An 18,523-nucleotide genomic window follows, 5' to 3' on the forward strand; every position below is an offset into this window, starting at 1 on the left:
GCAGCGTCGCACCGACATCGGACGTACGCGTCGTCGTCATCGACTGCACCGACACCGGCGCGTCCCCGCCGACCGCCACGGTTCCGACCTGGATCTGCCGGCTCTTCCGGCGCTCGGCGAGCTTGGTCGGAACGGACGGCATGCCGAGAGAAATCGCAGTCATCTGCTGTGCAACCCCAAGTCGTGGATCATGATCCGGTCCCGTTCAGGCAGCGGGCTCCGGGATTCGAGATTACGGCACCGTCGAACGCGCCAGCACATCCCACCCGGAAACCCACTCGTTAGGAGGCGGCCCGGATCTCCCCCCGCTCTCGGCTTCGCTCGAGCGGGGGGACCCGTGCTCCGGGCCGCCGGGAAACGCTGCGTGCCTAGGAGATTTTCACCGGGTTAACCACGTCCGCGATCAGGACCAGGATCGTGAAGCAGACGAAGATCCCGGCCACCACGTAGGCCACCGGCATCAGCTTCGCCACGTCGAACGGGCCCGGGTCCGGCCGGCGCAGCACCTTCGCCAGGTGCCGGCGCAGCGACTCCCACAGGGCGCCCGCGATGTGGCCGCCGTCGAGCGGGAGCAGCGGGAGCATGTTGAACAGGAACAGGGAGAGGTTGAAGCCGGCGACCAGCATGACGAACATCGCCAGCTGCTGGGTGGGCGGGATGTCGAGGGTGAAGATCTCACCGCCGACGCGGGCCGCGCCGACCACGCCCATCGGGGAGTCGGGCTGACGGGGGGCGTCGTTGAAGGCGGCGTTCCAGAGAGCGGGGATCTTGCCGGGGAGCGCGGCGATGGAGTCCACGGCCTCGCCGAGGCGGTCGCCCATCCAGGTCACCGACTCGCCGAAGTCCTGGCGCACGACACCGTTGGCGGCGCTGAAGCCGAGGAAGCCGGCCTTGGTGTAGCCGTTGACGATCTGCCCGTGGGAGTCCTTCTTCGCCACCTGGTTCTCGACGAGCGTCGCCTTCAGGGCGACCTCGTGGCCTCCCCGCTCGACCACGATGGGCACGGTCTTGCCGGGGTTGGCCCGGATCAGGTCGGAGAGCTTGTTCCAGCTGTCCGTCCTGGCCCCGTCGAAGGAGACGATCTTGTCGCCGGCCCGCAGGCCCGCGGCGGCGGCCGGGGAGACGGGGTCGGACTTCTTGCAGGTGTCACGGTTCTGCGTCTGGGAGATCACGCACTTGGAGACCGAGCTGACGGTGGTGGTCTGCTGGGTGATGCCGAAGCCCATCAGCACCGTGAGGAACAGGACCACCGCGAGGATCAGGTTCATGAAGGGGCCCGCGAACATCACGATGACCCGCTTCCACGGGGCACGCGTGTAGAACAGGCGGGTCTCGTCGCCCGGCTGGAGCTCCTCGTAGGCGGCCGAGCGGGCGTCCTCGATCATGCCGCGCCACGGCGAGGTGGAGCGCGCGGTGATCCGGCCGTCGTCGCCGGGCGGGAACATGCCGATCATACGGATGTAGCCGCCCATGGGGATCGCCTTGAACCCGTACTCCGTCTCGCCCTTCCTGCGCGACCAGACGGTGGGGCCGAAGCCGACCATGTACTGCGGCACACGGATACCGAAGAGCTTGGCGGTGGAGAGGTGTCCCAGCTCGTGCCAGGCGATGGAGACCAGCAGCCCGAGCGCGAAGACGCCTATGCCGAGGATGAACATCAGGGTCGTCATGCACGCGCCTCCGCGGTCGCCGTCTGCGCTGTCAGTTCCCGGGCCCGGGCCCGTGCCCAGGTCTCCGCCTCGAGGACGTCCGACACCGTGAGCGAGGTTCCCGTCCGGGGGGTGCCGTGCTCCTCCACCACCCTGGTGACGGTCTCCATGATCCCGTTGAACGGCAGCGCACCGGTACGGAACGCCTCCACGCACTCCTCGTTGGCCGCATTGAACACCGCCGGGGCCGTGCCCGCGAGCTCTCCCACGCGGCGCGCCAGGTTCACCGAGGGGAAGGCGTCGTTGTCGAGCGGGAAGAACTCCCAGGTGGAGGCCTTGCTCCAGTCGAAGGTGGGCGCCGCGTCGGGCACCCGTTCGGGCCAGCCGAGGCCGATGGCGATCGGCCCGCGCATGTCCGGGGGCGTCGCCTGGGCCAGTGTCGATCCGTCCGTGAACTCAACCATCGAGTGGACATACGACTGGGGATGCACGACCACCTCAATGCGGTCGAAGGGAATGTCGTAGAGGAGGTGCGCCTCGATGACCTCCAGGCCCTTGTTCACCAGCGTCGCGGAGTTGATCGTGATCACCGGGCCCATGGCCCAGGTGGGGTGCGCGAGGGCGTCCTCGACCGTGACATCGGCCAGCTGTTCCTTCGTGCGGCCGCGGAAGGGGCCGCCGGAGGCGGTGACGACCAGCTTGCGCACGTCGGCCCTCGTCCCGGCGGCCAGTGCCTGGAAGAGCGCGGCGTGCTCGGAGTCGACGGGGATGATCTGGCCCGGCTTGGCGAGCGCCTTGACCAGCGGGCCGCCGACGATGAGCGACTCCTTGTTGGCGAGCGCGAGGGTGCGGCCGGCTTCCAGGGCGGCGAGGGTGGGCGCCAGGCCGATGGAGCCGGTGATGCCGTTCAGCACGGTGTGGCAGTCGGATGCGGCGACGTGGGTGGCGGCGTCCGGCCCGGCGAGGATCTCGGGCAGCGGTTCCCCCGCGCCGTACCGGGCGCCGAGCGCCTCGCGCAGTGCCGGTACGACGTCCTCGCGGGCGACCGCGACGGTCCGCACCCGCAGCCGGTGCGCCTGCTCGGCGAGGAGGGTCACCCGGCCGCCGTTCGCGGACAGGGCGGTCACCCGGAAGCGGTCGGGGTTGCGCAGCACCAGGTCGATGGCCTGGGTGCCGATCGATCCGGTGGAGCCGAGAAGCACCACGTCCTTCGGACCGTCTCCCGCGAGAGGGTCGTGGACGAGGTGCGGGTCGGCGAGGGGCGCCGGACTGGCGGGACTGTCGGTCATCCCTCCATTGTTGCCGCAACCGGCGGCCCGCAGGACAGCGCGTCCCTCGGGTGGGTGTCTTATCAGCTCTCATCGCCGGATGGATCGAAATCCCCTTTGTGAAGTACTAGTGAAGATCCTGTGATAACACTTCTTGTCTGGCCGGGCGGCGACATGGAGCCGTCCGGCCGTGGACGACACCTTGGGGGGATTCTCCATGCGCATACGCGCCGCTCTGCCCGCGCTCGCGGGCGCCGCCGTGCTCGCCGGCACCCTGCTCAGCACGCCCGCCGAAGCCGCCGGCGGGGTGAGCATCTACCACGTCTGGTTCGACAGCCCCGGCTCGGACGACCGTTCCAACGCCAGCCTCAACGCCGAGTGGGTGCAGATCAAGAACACCAGCGGCTCGGCGATCTCCCTCGACGGCTGGATCCTCAAGGACGCCTCGAACCACAAGTACGTGTTCCCGAACGTCAGGATCGGCGCGGGCAAGACCATGAAGGTCCACACCGGCCGAGGCTCGGACACCGCGTCGAACAAGTACCAGGACCGCCGTGCCTACGTCTGGAACAACACCAGCGACACGGCCACGCTGACCAAGGCGAGCGGCACCAAGGTCGACTCCTGTTCCTGGACGACGCGGGACCCGAGCGACAAGTACTGCTGACCCGTCGCGTCCGGCGGGTCAGCTCGGCGTCCGGCGGGTCATCTCACCGGACGGTGCACGTTCTCCCGCCGGGACGGTCCGGGGGTCGCGTCGGCGATCCACGGGCCGTCCCCGGACGGGTCGACGACTCCGTGCTCCAGCCACTCATAGGCACCGCCGAGGACGCCCTTGACCACCTTGCGGTCGATGTCGTCGGTGTTGTTCCAGAGCCGGCCGAAGAGCTCCTCGACCCGGATGCGGGACTGGCGGCAGAAGGCGTCGGCGAGCTGATAGGCCTCGCGGCCGTGGTCGCCCTGGCTGCGCAGAAGCTCCGCCCGGACGCAGGCCGCGCTCATCGCGAACAGCTCGGCGCCGATGTCCACGATCCGGCCTAGGAAGCCCTGCTTGGTCTCCATCCGGCCCTGCCAGCGGGACATGGCGTAGAAGGTGGACCGGGCGAGCTTTCGGGCGTGCCGCTCGACGTAGCGCAGATGGCCGGAGAGGTCCACCTCGTGCTTGAACTCGCCGTACGAGGAGGGAAGCTGCCCCGGGCCCGCGACCAGCTTCGGCAGCCACTTGGCGTAGAAGACGCCGGCGTTCGCGCCCGCCCTGGCCTTGTCCGAGAGGGTCTTGTCGGGGTCGATGAGGTCACCGGCGACCGACAGGTGGGCGTCGACGGCCTCGCGCGCGATCAGCAGGTGCATGATCTCGGTGGAGCCCTCGAAGATCCGGTTGATGCGCAGGTCGCGCAGGATCTGCTCGGCGGGAACGGCGCGCTCGCCGCGGGCCGCGAGCGACGCGGCCGTCTCGAAACCGCGGCCGCCGCGGATCTGGACCAGTTCGTCGGCCATCAGCCAGGCCATCTCGGAGCCGTACAGCTTGGCGAGGGCGGCCTCGATGCGGATGTCGTTGCGGTTCTCGTCGGCCATCTGGCTGGACAGGTCCAGCACGGCCTCCAGGGCGAAGGTGGTGGCCGCGATGAAGCTGATCTTGGAGCCGACCGCCTCGTGCAGCGCGACCGGCTTGCCCCACTGCTCGCGGGCCGCCGACCACTCGCGGGCGATCTTCAGGCACCACTTGCCGGCGCCGGCGCACATCGCGGGCAGCGACAGACGGCCGGTGTTCAGAGTGGTCAGGGCGATCTTCAGCCCCGCCCCCTCCTCGCCGATGCGGTTGGCGGCGGGGACGCGCACCCGGTGGAAGCGGGTGACGCCGTTCTCGATGCCGCGCAGGCCCATGAAGGCGTTGCGGTTCTCGACCGTGACGCCCTCCGAGGCGGCCTCGACCACGAACGCGGTGATCCCGCCCCTGTGCCCCTCGGACTTCGGCACGCGGGCCATGACGACGAGCAGGTCGGCGACGACCCCGTTGGTGGTCCAGAGCTTCACGCCGTCGAGGACGTAGTCTCCCCCACTCTCGGCTCCGCTCGAGCGGGAGGTGCCCCCATCGTCGGGGACTGCCGTGGTGGCCAGCCGGGCGGGGTCGGAGCCGACGTCCGGCTCGGTGAGGAGGAAGGCGGAGATGTCGGTGCGGGCGCAGCGGGGCAGGAAGGTGTCCTTCTGCTCCTGGGTGCCGAACAGCTTCAGGGGCTGCGGGACGCCGATCGACTGGTGGGCCGACAGCAGGGCGCCGACCGCGGGGCTCGCGGAGCCGGCCAGGGCGAGGGCCTTGTTGTAGTAGACCTGGGTCAGGCCGAGGCCGCCGTACTTGGTGTCGATCTTCATGCCGAGTGCGCCGAGCTCCTTGAGCCCGTCGATGACCTCGTCCGGGATCTGCGCGTCCCGCTCGATCCGGGCGCCGTCGATCTTCGTCTCGCAGAAGTCCCGCAGTTTGGCGAGGAACTCCTCGCCGCGCTGGGCGTCCTCGTCGGCGGGGAGCGGGTGCGGGTGGATCAGGTCGAGCCGGAAGCGGCCGAGGAACAGTTCCTTGGCGAAGCTCGGCTTGCGCCAGTCCTGTTCCCGGGCGGCCTCGGCCACCTGGCGGGCCTCGCGTTCCGTGACGGTGGGTTTCTTGGTGGTGGGGGCGGACATGAGGCTCACCTCGCCGCGAAGAGGGATGATTGCGGACCGTTCGTTACCGACCAGTGCTACTGGATCGTTGGTACCCGAAACGGGCCACCCCCACCAGTCCTGGCGCGTCCGTTCGGCCCAAACCCCTGCCTCGCGGCTCCGCCGGTCCGGCGCATCCGGCCGGTCCGGCCGCTGTTTCCCTCGCGGGGGTTGCCGGCGTCGGGCGTCCCGGCGGCCCGTCTCCTCGCCCCCGCCGCCCCTGCCCTCCCCTCCCTCAGGGGCTCCGTCCCTTCGCCCCCACCAGGGCCAAGCCCCCGGACCCCCGGCCGGTCGCGCGCCTCGGACCTCCGTGGGACTTCCGCCGGCGTGGGGGGCTGCCCGCGGCGGGGGCGCGGGACTCGGCCCCCGCAACCCGCGGTGGGCGGCCGCGCCCGCTGGGCGCCCCGCGCTCCGTCGGAGGTGCGGTCCGGGTGTTGCGCCGGGGGTTCTTCAGGGGGACGGTTCGTGTACCGCCTCCGTGCGGTCGTCGCCCGGCCGAAAGGTTGCCGTACCGCCGCCCGCGCACCCTCCCCGCATCGGCCACAAATCGGTGTCGAAGCGCTTCGACGGACTATGGACACCCACTCCCGCTGAAGCTACTGTCGGTACACCCTCACTTGCCCTTGTCAACCACGCGCACTGTCGAAGCGCTTCACAAAGCTTGGAGAGCTGGATGGTCACCCTCGCCGAGGTCGCCCAGCACGCCGGAGTCTCGGCGAGCACGGTGAGCTATGTCCTCAGCGGCAAGCGGTCCATCTCCGCCACCACCCGGCAGCGGGTCGAGCAGAGCATCCGGGAGCTCGGGTACCACCCGAACGCGGGCGCCCGCGCCCTGGCCAGCAACAGGTCGAACATCATCGCCCTGATGATCCCGCTGCGCACCGACATGTACGTACCGGTGATGATGGAGATCGCCATCGCGGTGGCCACCACCGCCCGTACGCACGGCTACGACGTCCTGCTGCTCACCGGCGAGGAGGGCCCCGACGCGGTGCGCCGGGTCACCGGCAGCGGACTGGCCGACGCGATGATCCTGATGGACGTCGAGCTGGAGGACGAGCGGCTGCCGCTGCTGCGCCAGACCGACCAGCCCTGCGTCCTCATCGGCCTGCCCGCCGACACCTCCGGCCTGACCTGCGTCGACCTGGACTTCGCGGCGACCGGCGCACTGTGCCTGGAGCATCTGGCGAAGCTCGGCCACCGTGATGTCGCGGTCATCGGCGAGGCCCCCGCGGTCTACGAACGGCACACCGGTTTCGCCGAGCGCACCCTCGACGGCCTGCGCACCCGGGCCCGGGAGCTGGGCGTGCGCACGCTGCACCGCCCGTGCGAGGGCGGGTACGACGCGATGGCCGTCACCCTCGCCCGCATCCTCGACGAGCGCCCCGGCACCACCGGGTTCGTGGTGCAGAACGAGTCCGCCGTCGAGCCGCTGCTCGCCCTGCTGCGCCAGCAGGGCCGGGCGGTGCCCGAGGACGTGTCGGTGGTCGGGATCTGCCCGGAGCAGGTCGCCGTCCAGGCCTCCGTGCGCCTGACGTCGGTCGCCATCCCCGCGCAGGAGATGGGCCGGTACGCCGTGGAGCACCTGGTGGCCAAGCTCGACGGCCGCGGCAGCGACGAAGTCGTGCTGATCCCACCCGAGTTGACCGCCCGGGCCAGCTCGGGCCCCGCGCCGTCCGGTTCCTGATCCACCGGAGTTCCCCGCAACGTCCCTCCCGGGGCACCCCCATGCCCGCATGCCCGCATGCCCGTCCGCACCCCAGGAGCCAGCCTGTGAACCAGCCTGCCGAAAACCAGCCTGCCGCAGCGCGGCCCAAGGTCAGCCTCGCGCAGTCCTCCCCCACCGTCGGCACGTTCCGCGAGCGGGACGGGGCGCTGGAGTGGAGTGGCCGCCAGGAGACGGTGCGCATCGAGCCCTGGGGCCCGGACGCGGTCCGGGTACGTGCCCGGCTGGGCGGCCCCGTGCTCGACGCGCTGCCGGGCGCCCTGCTCCCGGCGCCGCCCGCCACCGGGAGCACCGTGAAGACCGGGGACGGGGAGGCCCGCCTGACGGTCGGCGCGCTGACCGTGGAGGTCAGCGCCGAGGGCCTGATCCGGTTCCTGCGCACGGACGACCTGTCCGAGCTGCTGGCCGAGGAGCGCGCCCACTTCTGGTGGCCGGGCTCCCGCCTGTACACGGCGGTCGGCAACGGCCACCACCGCCTCGAGCAGCGCTTCGCCGCCTACGAGGACGAGAAGCTGTTCGGCCTGGGCCAGCACCAGCACGGCCGTCTCGACCAGAAGGGCCTGGTCCTCGATCTGGTGCAGCGCAACGCCGAGGTCGGCATCCCGGTGCTGTCCTCGAGCCGCGGCTACACCCTGCTGTGGAACAACCCGGCGATCGGCCGGGTGGAGCTGGCGCACAACGGCACCCGCTGGGTGGCGGACTCCGCCCGCCAGATCGACTACTGGATCACCGCGGGCACCCCGGCCGACGGCCAGCGCCGCTACAGCGCGGTGACCGGCCGTACACCGATGCTCCCGGAGTGGGCGGCGGGCTTCTGGCAGTGCAAGCTGCGCTACCGCACCCAGGACGAACTCCTCGCCGTGGCAAGGGAGTACAAGCGCCGGGGTCTGCCGCTGTCGGCGATCGTCTGCGACTTCTTCCACTGGACCCACCTGGGCGAGTGGAAGTTCGACCCGAAGGAGTGGCCGGACCCGGCGGCGATGGTCCGCGAACTGGCGGAGATGGGCGTCAAGCTGGTGGTGTCCGTGTGGCCGTCGGTGTCCCCGCTGTCGGAGAACCACCCGGTGATGGAGCAGCGCGGCTACTTCATCGGCACCCAGTACGGTCCGATGGCGCACGCCGACTGGCCGGACAAGGAGGTGGCCTCCACCGTCCAGGTGGCCTTCTACGACGCCACCAACCCCGAGGCCCGGGAGTTCGTGTGGTCGAAGGTCCGCGACAACTACCTGGTCCCGTACGGCATCACGGCCTTCTGGCTGGACGCCTGCGAGCCCGAGCTGAAGCCGGGCTTCGCGGAGAACCTGCGCTACTGGGCGGGCCCCGGCCTGGAGGTCGGCAACATCTACCCGGCCGAGAACGCCCGCGCCTTCCACGAGGGCCTGCTGGCCTCCGGCGAGGACGAGGTGATCACCCTCAACCGCTCGGCGTGGGCGGGCAGTCAGCGCTACGGTGCCGCCCTGTGGTCAGGTGACATCGGCACCGACTTCCCGACCCTGCGCCGTCAGATCGCGGCCGGCCTCAACACGGCCCTGTCCGGCATCCCCTGGTGGAACACCGACATCGGCGGCTTCCACGGCGGCGACCCGGACGACCCGGCGTACCGGGAGGTGATGGTCCGCTGGTTCCAGTTCGGGGCGCTGTCCCCGCTGATGCGCCTGCACGGGTTCCGCGACCCGGGCATGGAACTGGGGCCGGAGATGACCGGCGGCCCGAACGAGGTGTGGTCGTACGGGGAGGAGTCCGGCGCGATCCTGGAACGGTACCTGCGGCTGCGCGAGCGCCTGAAGCCTTACGTCCTGCGGGTCATGAGGGAGGCCCACGAGGAGGGGCTGCCGGTGATGCGGCCGCTGTTCCTGGAGTTCCCGGACGACGAGCCGGCCTGGTCGGTGGACGACGCCTACCTCCTCGGCCGGGACCTGCTCGTCGCCCCGGTGCTGACGGCCGGCGCCACGGCCCGCTCGACGTACCTCCCGGCTGGCGCCCGCTGGACGGACGCGTGGACCGGTGAGTCGTACGACGGCGGCACGACCGTGACGGTCGACGCCCCGCTGGACCGCATCCCGCTGTTCCTGCGGGACGGGGCGACACTGCCGATCCTGGAGCAGGAGCAGGAGCAGGAGCAGGAGCAGGAGCAGGAGCAGGCGTAGCGGGCTCCGAAGCGGAATTGTCTCAACTCCGTTGGGTCGCACGGTGGTTACCGGGGGTAGGTTCGCTGCCCCCGGTCCCCCGCGATAGGAGTCCGCCCCCGTGTCCTCCGGTCCCCTCGCCCTCGGTCTGGCGAATCTGCTGCTCCGGCCCAGCGCCCGCTCCCGCCGTACGCCCGACCGGGCGTTCGACCGACTGCTGGCCGAGGCCGGGCAGGCGGACGGCGACGAGCGGTTCGTCGCCGACTTCCGGTACCTGCTGCGATGTTGGGCGCAGGCGGAGGACCTCACGCCGGTGGGCTGGCTGTCCGCGCGGGGACACGTCGGCAGACACCTCGCCGCCCGCGCCCGGATCCGGCGGCTGATCGCCGAGCATCCGGCTATCGAGGACGAGCCCGTCGAACGGCCGGTTTTCGTCGTGGGCCTGCCCCGCACCGCCACCACGCTCACCCACGGCGTGCTGTCGCTCTCCGGCGAGCACCGCGGCCCGCTGCTCTGGGAGCTGCTCACGCCGGGCCTGTACCGGGGCCCCGGCGAGCGGGACCGGGCGATCACGGCGGCACGCCGGCTGGTGGGCTCCATCGACCTGTTCGCGCCGCACTTCCGCGACATCCACCGTCTGCTCCCCGAGGGCCCCGAGGAGTGCACCTTCGCCCTGCCGCACACCGTGATGCCGCTGTCCCAGGCGCGTGTCCCCGGGTACCGGGCCTGGCACGGCGCGCGGGACTTCGTGCCCGACTACCGCCACCTCAAGCAGGTCTACCAGGTGCTCCAGTACGGGCGCCCCCGCCGCCGCTGGATACTGAAGTCGCCCCTGCACCTGGAGAACCTGGACGCACTGCGCACGGTCTTCCCCGACGCCACGATCGTGTGGACGCACCGCGACCCGGAGACCGTGGTGGCGTCGTTCTGCAGCCTGGTGGAACACGGCATGGCCGTCAGTACCAGCCCTCTCGACCCGCACTGGATCGGCGCGACCTGGCTGGAGCTGCTGAGCCGCAGTGCGGCCCGCGGCCTCGCCTCCCGTGCCGCCATCCCTCCGCAGGCCCTGGTGGACGTGCCCTACTCCTGGCTCGCCGGCGAGCCGGCCACGGGCGCCCCGAAGCTCTACGCGGCCGTCGGTGCCCCGTGGACCGACGCGGAGGCGGCCCGGCTCCCCGCCGTGACCGCCCGCCCCGGGAACGCCCGCCCGCACCGGTACGACCTCGCCCGGTACGGCCTGACCCGCGACGACGTCGCGGCGGCCTTCGCGGACTACAACGCCCTCCGGGCGGAGGTCGACCGGGCCTGACGGATCAGCTGCTGCTGACGCTCTCGCTGTTGGTGGTGAAGTTCAGGCCACCGGACGAGGACGTGATCTCGAAGCCGAACTGCACGTCACCTATGGTCACGTTGCCGAACCAGCCCTTGGTGTCCTTGATCCACTTCAGGACCGGCAGCACGTCGACCGTGCCGGAGGTGGAGTTGGAGGTCCGGACGAACGAGAAGACCTCGTTGGCGCCGTTGTTGCCCTTGTAGACGGTCCAGGTGTGGCCGCCGAGCGTCGCGTTGCCCTGCGAGGTGCCGAGGGGACCGACGGCTCCGGTCTTGTTGACCCAGAGCATGATCTCGTACCGGTGGGCGGTGTCCCAGATGTCGTACGACGTGTTGTACGCGCCGGACGACGGGACCGTGACGTTGTAGTTGCTGGTGAGCGAGGACAGCGAGGTGATCGACTTGTTGACCGCCTTCGTGGCGTTCGGGTAGGACTTGATCCCTCCGGTGTTCGGGTGGTTGGCCCAGACGCCCCAGTTGGTGCCGGAGTTGGCCCAGATGCACTGGCTGCCGGCGCCGGAGCCCCAGATGTCGTTGTAGAGCGTGTAGCCGTTCAGCGTGGTGCTGCCCCACTGGTCGCAGGAGTTCCAGACAGCGGCCGAGGCGGGTGCGGAGGCGAGTCCTACGGTGGCGCCGACGGCCAGCGCGGGGGCCAGTACGGCCATCGTGATCCTGCGCAGCGTGCGAGTTGCCATGGTGTTCCTTCCATGGGTGGGGGGATTGCGCGGGTCACCACGTCCCCAGGGTGAGGACGCGGTCTTCTCCGGCGACCAGGTCGAGCGGCCGCGCGCCGGAGGAAGTCCTGACTTCGATGCGGTGGCTGCGGGTGGGGCGCAGCACCGCGGTGGCCGTTTCGCGGTTCCAGGTGAGGTCGAGCTCGGCCCCGAACCGTGTGCGGACGCCCCTGAGCCGGCCTTCGGGGCAGGCCGCCGGGAGGGCGGGCAGCAGGGCGAGCCGGTCGGGGGTCGACTGCACGAGCATCTCGATCAGCACGGCGGGGAGGGTGTGTGCGGCGTCCGCGTTGTAGACGCGACGGCCGGGGTAGTGCGCGCTCATCAGGGAGGCGTGGAAGAAGTCGCCCTCCAGCACGGCGGCGAGCGCCCGGGCGACGCGGTCGCCGTCGCGGAGCCGGGCCGCGATCAGCGCGTGGTGGAGGTGGCCGTGGGCCGAGTCGTTCTCGGCGCCGCGCAGTTCGAGGGCGCGGTGGGCGGCGGCCGCCGGCCGCGGGGTGTCGTAGGGGTTGATCTCGTCGAGTGGCCAGACGCCGTAGAGGTGGCTGAGGTGACGGTGGTCGTAGCTGTCGTCCAGGCCCGGCCAGGCCCATTCGGCGAGGGCGCCGTCGGCGTTGGTCCGGTGGGAGGGGAGACGCCCGGCGAGGGCGTGCCAGCGGTCGGCTTCGGGGGTCCCCCGGTGGTAGTCGGCCGCCGTCAGCAGGGCGTGCCGGGCCGCCGAGAGGTCCATGGCCGCGTTGATCGCGCCCCAGCTCGCGTTCGCGGGCCGGTTCTCGGGCGAGTAGGAGGGGACGACGACGAGGTGGCCGTCGTCGTCGGTGCGGGTGAGGAAGTCCTCGTAGAAGCGGGCGACCTCGGCGAGGGCGGCCGCGGTGCGCGGGTCGTGTTCGCCTCGGATGTCGTCCTGGTCGACGAGGGGTTTGAGCAGCCAGTCGGCGCCCGCGGTCCACAGGTGCAGCGGGTATTCGCGGCTGAAGTGGTACGCCAGCCCGGACTCGCCGTCGGTGTGCGCGGGGGCGACGGCACCGCGGGCGCCGAAGACGGCCCTGGCGTTCTCCCGCCAGTCGGGCAGTTGCCGCTGGACGAGGCCGGCGAGCGCTTCCGTCACCTCCGGCAGAGCGGCGGCCGGTGCGGAGGCGGTCTGGAGGTTGAGGTTGGCGTCGTTGGTGAACGCCCCGGACCAGGCGGTGTCCCAGTCGCCGGTCCACAGTCCGGTGAGCCGGGGCGGGTTCATGCCGGAGGCGGACAGCAGGTGGTAGCGGCCGGCCGCGAAGAGACGTTCCAGGAGCGCGGTGCTGTGCGGGCGCTCCAGCAGCGCCGAGCCGGGCAGCGCGCGTTCGGCGGGGTCGGCGGCGAGGTCGAGGGTGACCCGGTCGTGGGCGGTGCGGTGCAGGGGGAGGTGGCGGGCGAGGAGGGCGTCGTGGGACCGCCCGCCCCACCGGTCCCTGAGCTCCTGGGCCTCCGCCGCGGCGTCCGGCTCACCCGTGTGGCGGCGGACCCGGGTGAGGAGCAGGACCGATGCGGCGCCCGTGACCCGTACGCCGTGCGGGGCGAGTGCCGTGGTGCCTCCCGTGACGACGACGAGGGTCAGTCCCGTGTAGGCCCGGTCGCTGTCCGGGTAGCGGACGCGCAGGGTGAGCAGGGCGCCCTCGGCGGTGAGGAGTGCCCCGTGGTCGACGCCCAGTCCGTCGGGCGTGTTGGGCAGGCGGGGGTCGAGGCCGATGTCGAGCGTGGGACCGGGCGCCGTGACGGACTGGACGATGATGTCGTCGGCGCGGGAGACGAAGACGCGGCTGGTCCGGTCCCCGTGGGCGGCGGTCGTCTCGCCGGTGGTGAAGTCCACGGAGCGCCGGTAGCCGGGGTGGTCGTCGGTTCTCCCGCCGGGGGACCGCCGCAGCCGGGTCTGGAAGGCGGGGTGGAAGGGCTGCACCCACTGCAGTGGGCGGCCGTCGGTGAAGTCCTCGGCCGCGGTGAGGTCGCCGGCCAGCAACCTCTCCTGCAGGGCGGGGAGTTTTGCGGCGAGCCGGGGCGGGCGGGCGTGTTCGCCCCCGTTGGGGCGGACCAGGGTGTGATGGGTGACGATGACCCGGTCGTCGTCCGTGTCGCCGAACACCAGGGCGCCGTGGTGGCCGTTGCCGCTCAGGAAGCCGTCCTCCCAGCGGGCGGCCGGGAGGGGTTCCCAGGTTCCGTGCACGGGTTCGTGGGTCATGTCCGGAGTACCGCCGCTCCGTAGCGTCCGAGGGTGATCCGGTCGCTGATCGCCCCACCGGTGAGCAGGTCGTGATGGGTGCCGGGCACCTCGACGGTCACCGGGTCACGCCGGTGGTTGAGCAGGAACAGCGACTCCCCGCGCCGCACGGCCTCGACCCCTTCGGGCAGCCCGTCGAGCGCCGGGCGGACCCCGGCCCCACCGGTGATCCGGGCGAGCAGGGCACGCAGCGCCTCCGGCTCCGGGAGGGTGGAGACGTACCAGGCGCGGCCCCTGCGCAGCACGGCCGGGAGTCCGTCGAGTTCGCCGCCCTTGTACGGGATGGTCTCGTCGGCGGTGCCGGCGGCCTCGATCTCCTCCGACCACAGCGTCCCCCGGAAGCCCTCGCACTCGACGCTCTCCCCCGGGTCCAGCGGCCACCACTCGTGCAGCGTGCGGATGCCGAACAGTTCCCGCAGCCGGGCGTCCATGCCGCCGGGGCGCACCCGGTCGTCCTCGTCGGCGACCGCGGTGTGGAAGCCGCAGACGAGGGTGCCGCCGCCGTGGACGTAGCCGAGGAGATTGTCGATCGCCGTGTCCGTGAGGAGGTAGAGCTGCGGCAGAGCGACGAACTTGTAGGCGGACAGGTCGTGCTCGGGATGGGCGAAGTCCGTGGTGAGGCGGGACTCCCACAGGGCGCGGTGCCAGGCGTGGAGGACGGTCGGCTGGTCGACCTCGGTGGACGGGCGGCCGTCCTGGGCGCCGGCCCACCAGGCGTGCCAGTCGTGCAGGATCGCGACGTCCGCCCGGACGGCGGTGCCGGTCACGTACCCGCCGATGCGGGCGAGGTCGGCGCCGAGTCGCTTGACCTCCTGGAAGGTACGGCCCTCCTCTCCCGCGTGGCTGACCATCCCGGAGTGGAACTTCTCCGCTCCCTGCCGGGACTGGCGCCACTGGAAGTAGCAGACGGCGTCCGCGCCGCGGGCGACGGCCTGCAGGGACCACAGCCGGTTGAGTCCCCTGGGCTTCGGGTGGTTCACGCCCCGCCAGTTGACCGGGCCCGTCGCCTGTTCCATGAGCATCCAGGGGCCGCGGGCCTGCGAGCGGGTCATGTCCTGCACCAGTGCGCCGTGCTGGGCGCCGAGCGGGTCGCGCGGGTCGGGGTAGAGGTCGACGGAGACGACGTCCTCCTCCTCGGCCCAGCGCCACGCGTCCTGCCCGGACCACAGCGGCATGAAGTTGGTGGTGACCGGGATGTGCGGGGTGTGCCGGCGGACGATGTCCCGCTCGGCGAGGTAGCACTCCAGGAGCATGTCGGAGGTGAAGCGCCGGAAGTCCAGCACCTGGGTGGGATTCTTCATGTAGTGGGGCTGCCGGGCCGGCAGGATGCCGTCCCAGCTGTCGTAGCCCTGGCTCCAGAAGGCCGTGCCCCAGGCGGTGTTGAGCGCTTCGAGCGTGCCGTACCGCTGCCGCAGCCAGCGGCGGAAGGCCGCCGCCGCCTCGTCGCCGTGGTCGAAGGTGCAGTACTCGTTGTTGATGTGCCACATCCTGAGGGCCGGGTGGCCGCCGTAGCGGGCGGCGAGGTCCTCGGTGATGGCGGCGGCGTAGCGGCGGTAGGTGGCGCTGGAGTGCGAGAAGTGCTGGCGGCCGCCCCACCACTCGGTGCGGCCGTCCTCGGTGCGGGGCAGGGTGTCGGGGTGCAGCCGGCCCATCCAGGGCGGGGGCGAGGACGTGGGGGTGGCGAGGACGACGCCGATGCCGCTGTCGTGCATCAGGTCCATCAGTGCGTCCAGCCAGCCGAACTCCCTGGCGCCCGGGTGGGGTTCGAGCTTCGCCCAGGAGAAGACTCCGAGGGTCACGGAGTTGACCCCGGCGTCCCGCATCAGGCGGACGTCCTCGGGCCAGGTCTCCCGCGGCCACTGTTCCGGGTTGTAGTCCCCGCCGAAGAGGATCCGCCCTCCGGTGGCGGCACCGAGGTCCGGCATCAGGCGGGCTCCCCGTACTGGATGCCGCGTCCGTTCGTGGCCAGGTAGACACGGCCGTGGACGCGCGGGTCACCGGTGATGGCGTCACCGGTGAAGCCCCACTGGTGGGCGTCGTCGTTGATCCGTACCCAGGTCTTCGCCTCGTCGTCGGAGCGCAGCACCGCGGTGCCGTCGCCGGTGGCGCCGACCTGGTAGACCGCCGGGTAGCCGCCGGCGTCGGCGGCCTTGCCGAACCCGAGGACGTACGAGGCCCGGCAGCCGGTGATCCTGGAGAAGGTGGCGCCGCCGTCGGTGGAGCGGTACAGCCCGTTCCCCTTGGTGCTCAGCCACAGGTCACCGGAGCGGCCGGGCGCGGCGGCCAGCTTGAACTGGCTGTCACCGGACGGCAGCCCGGCGGCCCCCTCGGTGAACGTCAGGCCGCCGTCGGAGCTGGTGTACACCGTGCCCGTGTCGGTGTCGAACGTGTAGAAGCGCGTCGGATCGGCCGGGTCGGCCACCGGTGTGGCACCCTTGGGGAAAGTGGGGATCTCGGCCCAGGTCGCACCGTTGTCCGTCGAGCGCTGCGCCGGGTATTCGGTGCCGTCCCAGTGCACGAAGGTCCACAGCAGCACACTGCCGTCGGCGTTGACGGCGATCGGTCCCGGAGCGTCCTTGGCGAGGGCGGGCTGGGCGGCGAAGGGGGCCCAGGTCTTCCCGCCGTCGTCGGAGAAGGCGCCGTTGCCGTGGTCGCCGAAGCCCGTGCGGACGACGTACGACGGCTTCCTCGCGGCCTGCGCGAGGCCGGTCGCCGTCCCGAACACGGGATCGGTCGCCATGCCGCGGGACGGGGACGCGGTGAGCCGCTCGTGGTGCATCACCCCGATGTCCCCGGACCCGCTGATCAGATGCGCCGTCCCGGTCGGCGGCGAGATCAGCAGGCGTACGGACGTCTCCTCCAGGCCGCGGGTCCGTGGGGCCCAGTGCTTCAGGTCGCGGGTGCCGTAGAGGGTCGCGCCGGTGCCGTAGACGACGTGCCGGGAGTCGTACGGGTCGACGGCGACCGCCTGGATCCACCAGCCGAACTTCGGCTCGTCCGCGCCGAACGTGAGGAAAGGGGTCTCGGAGACGTCGAGTACGGCCCTGTCCTTGAGGGACTCCCAGGTACGGCCCCCGTCCGTGGTGCGGAACAGGGTGTCCACGGCCGACCAGCGGTTGTTGGTGGAGACCACGACGGTGCCGGCCCGGCGGGCGTCGACGGCGACGCCGCCGTACCCGAAGGTGTCCGTACCCTCCGGTTTCACCGGGGTGACGTCGGTCCACGTGTCCTTCGCGGTGTTCAGCCTGTGCACGCTGCCGTCGGTCTGCCCGCCCGGCCCGGGGGCGTCGGCGTACGTCACGTACAGCTCATGGGCGTGCCGGTCGTACGCGGCGCGGATCGGCACGCCGGTGGGTGTGCCGGAGGGCTGCCCGGGGACCGCCTCCCAGGTCGTGCCGTTCGTCGTGCGGTACAGGTTGGCGGTGCTGCCGCCGCCGTCACCCCAGCCGGCGTAGACGGCACGCCCCGCGGCGACCAGGAAGGTGACGCCCTGCCCGGAGGAGCTGGGGGTCGCCGGGAAGCCGCCGGCCGCTGCCCAGGTGGCGCCCCGGTCCGTGGACTTCAGCAGTCCGTCGTGCCGGGTGCCCAGCCACAGGGTGTCGCTGTCGCGAGGGTCGACGAGCAGCCGCTCGCCCGCTCCCCTGCCGTCCTCGTTGGCGCCCAGCTTCACCGACAGGTCGGTGCGGGACCAGGTGGCACCGCGGTCCTCGGAGCGCAGGACGGCGCCGTTGCCCGCCCAGGGCTGGGTGTAGGTGCCGAGGGCGAGGTACAGGCGGCCGGGGTGCGCGGGGTCGACGGCCATGGCCTCGACGCCGAGCAGGTTCCAGTCGTCCCAGCCGATGTGGTCGATCAGCGGGATCCAGCGGGAGCGGTGGTCGTCCCAGCGGTAGGCGCCGCCGATGTCGGTACGGGCGTAGGCGAGGCCGCGGACGGTGGGGTGGAACAGGACGCCGGTGACGAATCCGGTGCCGCCTATCACCGCGTTGCGCCAGCGGTACGCGGGCGGCTGGGCTTCGGCGGCTTGGGCGGATTGGGCGTTGCCCGGGAGCGCGGGGATCGCCGTCAGGGCGGCTGCGGCTGCCGTTCCGGCGAGTACGGCTCGGCGGCTGAGGGGGGAGGCGGGCATGGGGGACCTCGGCGGGTTGAGGACGGGGGGCGGAGTTAAGGGGGCACCGGGGTCGGTGCTGGGCCAGGGGGACGCTCAGCCCGGCGCTTACGGGGTGCCGCTGCGCCCACCCGTGCCGCCCTGGGGGTCCCCCCAGGCCCTTGAGGCACTGGGGGAGGCACGACTGCCCGCAGCTGAGGCATGCGGCAAGTGCAACGCCGTAGGGGCGGGGGGAACTGCGCGACCAGCCACGACGGCGCAGCGGTCGAAAGAAGACAGTCACCCCTACGGCGAGTAGCAGGGCTCGGGGGTCAGCCCTTCACCGCCCCCGTCAGCATCCCCTTCTTGAAGTGCTTCTGGACGAAGGGCGACAGGACAGCGACAGGCAGCAGCGCCATCACCATGACCGCCATCTGGATGGCCAGCGCCGACAACTGACCGGTTCTGATGGCCTGTCCGAGACCGACCGGCTGCTGCTGCCTCTGCACGAGCTGGATCATGACGTTCTGCAGCGGCATCTTGTCCTGGTCGTTCAGGTAGAGCGAGGCGTTGAACCAGGCGCTCCAGTACCCGACGGCGTAGAACAGCGTGATCACCGCGAGGACGGCGCGTGACAGCGGCATGACGATCTGCCAGAGGATCCT

General features: G+C 71.6%; 12 protein-coding genes and 1 pseudogene. 4 read left to right on the plus strand and 9 right to left on the minus strand.

Features of this window, described 5'->3' with window-relative positions:
* From ACWC21_RS13125 to dxr, 3 genes are all read right to left on the minus strand, one after another.
* The coding region (locus ACWC21_RS13125; RefSeq protein ID WP_450881400.1) for a flavodoxin-dependent (E)-4-hydroxy-3-methylbut-2-enyl-diphosphate synthase at positions 1–163 on the minus strand (163 nt) is incomplete at its 3' end.
* A 205-nt stretch (positions 164–368) separates the two neighbouring features.
* Positions 369–1,658: a M50 family metallopeptidase gene (locus ACWC21_RS13130; RefSeq protein ID WP_450881402.1), complete on the minus strand. Its 1,290-nt coding sequence runs from the start codon at positions 1,656–1,658 to the stop codon at positions 369–371.
* 8 nt (positions 1,659–1,666) lie between these two features.
* Positions 1,667–2,938: a 1-deoxy-D-xylulose-5-phosphate reductoisomerase gene (gene dxr / locus ACWC21_RS13135; protein ID WP_450881090.1), complete on the minus strand. Its 1,272-nt coding sequence runs from the start codon at positions 2,936–2,938 to the stop codon at positions 1,667–1,669.
* Between the two features lie 196 nt (positions 2,939–3,134).
* Between dxr and ACWC21_RS13140 the strand changes: the two genes are divergently transcribed.
* On the plus strand, positions 3,135–3,584 hold the full coding sequence (locus ACWC21_RS13140) for a lamin tail domain-containing protein (RefSeq protein WP_450881404.1): 450 nt from the start codon (positions 3,135–3,137) through the stop codon (positions 3,582–3,584).
* Between the two features lie 38 nt (positions 3,585–3,622).
* Here ACWC21_RS13140 and ACWC21_RS13145 read toward each other — a convergent pair whose 3' ends face one another.
* On the minus strand, positions 3,623–5,593 hold the full coding sequence (locus ACWC21_RS13145; protein WP_450881092.1) for an acyl-CoA dehydrogenase family protein: 1,971 nt from the start codon (positions 5,591–5,593) through the stop codon (positions 3,623–3,625).
* A gap of 691 nt (positions 5,594–6,284) precedes the next feature.
* On the opposite strand from ACWC21_RS13145, the gene ACWC21_RS13150 reads away from it, so the two are divergent.
* From ACWC21_RS13150 to ACWC21_RS13160, 3 genes are all read left to right on the plus strand, one after another.
* Complete coding sequence (locus ACWC21_RS13150; RefSeq protein WP_450881094.1) at positions 6,285–7,298, plus strand: LacI family DNA-binding transcriptional regulator; 1,014 nt, start codon at positions 6,285–6,287, stop codon at positions 7,296–7,298.
* Positions 7,299–7,384: 86 nt separating this feature from the next.
* Entirely contained in the window at positions 7,385–9,484 is a 2,100-nt protein-coding gene (locus ACWC21_RS13155; protein ID WP_450881096.1) for a glycoside hydrolase family 31 protein, read from the plus strand.
* Positions 9,485–9,584: 100 nt separating this feature from the next.
* Positions 9,585–10,772, plus strand: coding sequence for a sulfotransferase family protein (locus ACWC21_RS13160; protein ID WP_450881098.1), 1,188 nt, complete (start codon positions 9,585–9,587; stop codon positions 10,770–10,772).
* A gap of 4 nt (positions 10,773–10,776) precedes the next feature.
* On the opposite strand, the gene ACWC21_RS13165 is transcribed toward ACWC21_RS13160, so the two are convergent.
* The 5 genes and pseudogenes from ACWC21_RS13165 to ACWC21_RS13185 form a co-directional block, all read right to left on the minus strand.
* On the minus strand, positions 10,777–11,490 hold the full coding sequence (locus tag ACWC21_RS13165; protein WP_450881100.1) for a glycoside hydrolase family 12 protein: 714 nt from the start codon (positions 11,488–11,490) through the stop codon (positions 10,777–10,779).
* Positions 11,491–11,524: 34 nt separating this feature from the next.
* Positions 11,525–13,735, minus strand: a complete 2,211-nt coding sequence (locus ACWC21_RS13170; protein ID WP_450881102.1) for a glycosyl hydrolase family 95 catalytic domain-containing protein — start codon at positions 13,733–13,735, stop codon at positions 11,525–11,527.
* The gene (locus ACWC21_RS13175) at positions 13,732–15,699 is read right to left on the minus strand and encodes a beta-galactosidase (RefSeq protein ID WP_450881104.1); all 1,968 of its coding nucleotides are present in this window, start codon (positions 15,697–15,699) and stop codon (positions 13,732–13,734) included. The genes ACWC21_RS13170 and ACWC21_RS13175 overlap by 4 nt, the downstream gene beginning before the upstream one ends.
* A complete protein-coding gene (locus ACWC21_RS13180) occupies positions 15,699–17,900 on the minus strand; it encodes a 1,4-beta-glucanase (protein WP_450881106.1) in 2,202 nt (733 codons plus the stop codon). Before ACWC21_RS13180 ends, ACWC21_RS13175 begins: the two co-directional genes overlap by 1 nt.
* Before the next feature lie 290 nt (positions 17,901–18,190).
* Positions 18,191–18,523, minus strand: a pseudogene (locus ACWC21_RS13185) (carbohydrate ABC transporter permease); the annotation flags it as partial.

It is taken from the genome of Streptomyces sp. NPDC001348, from assembly GCF_053597535.1.

What these genes read in the sequence shown, in the direction of transcription:
- ACWC21_RS13130 (WP_450881402.1), bottom strand. Translation starts at nt 1,658, where the DNA reads ATGTTCATCCTCGGCATAGGCGTCTTCGCGCTCGGGCTGCTGGTCTCC.
- dxr (WP_450881090.1), bottom strand. Translation starts at nt 2,938, where the DNA reads ATGACCGACAGTCCCGCCAGTCCGGCGCCCCTCGCCGACCCGCACCTC.
- ACWC21_RS13140 (WP_450881404.1), top strand. Translation starts at nt 3,135, where the DNA reads ATGCGCATACGCGCCGCTCTGCCCGCGCTCGCGGGCGCCGCCGTGCTC.
- ACWC21_RS13145 (WP_450881092.1), bottom strand. Translation starts at nt 5,593, where the DNA reads ATGTCCGCCCCCACCACCAAGAAACCCACCGTCACGGAACGCGAGGCC.
- ACWC21_RS13150 (WP_450881094.1), top strand. Translation starts at nt 6,285, where the DNA reads ATGGTCACCCTCGCCGAGGTCGCCCAGCACGCCGGAGTCTCGGCGAGC.
- ACWC21_RS13165 (WP_450881100.1), bottom strand. Translation starts at nt 11,490, where the DNA reads ATGGCAACTCGCACGCTGCGCAGGATCACGATGGCCGTACTGGCCCCC.
- ACWC21_RS13170 (WP_450881102.1), bottom strand. Translation starts at nt 13,735, where the DNA reads ATGACCCACGAACCCGTGCACGGAACCTGGGAACCCCTCCCGGCCGCC.
- ACWC21_RS13175 (WP_450881104.1), bottom strand. Translation starts at nt 15,699, where the DNA reads ATGCCGGACCTCGGTGCCGCCACCGGAGGGCGGATCCTCTTCGGCGGG.
- ACWC21_RS13180 (WP_450881106.1), bottom strand. Translation starts at nt 17,900, where the DNA reads ATGCCCGCCTCCCCCCTCAGCCGCCGAGCCGTACTCGCCGGAACGGCA.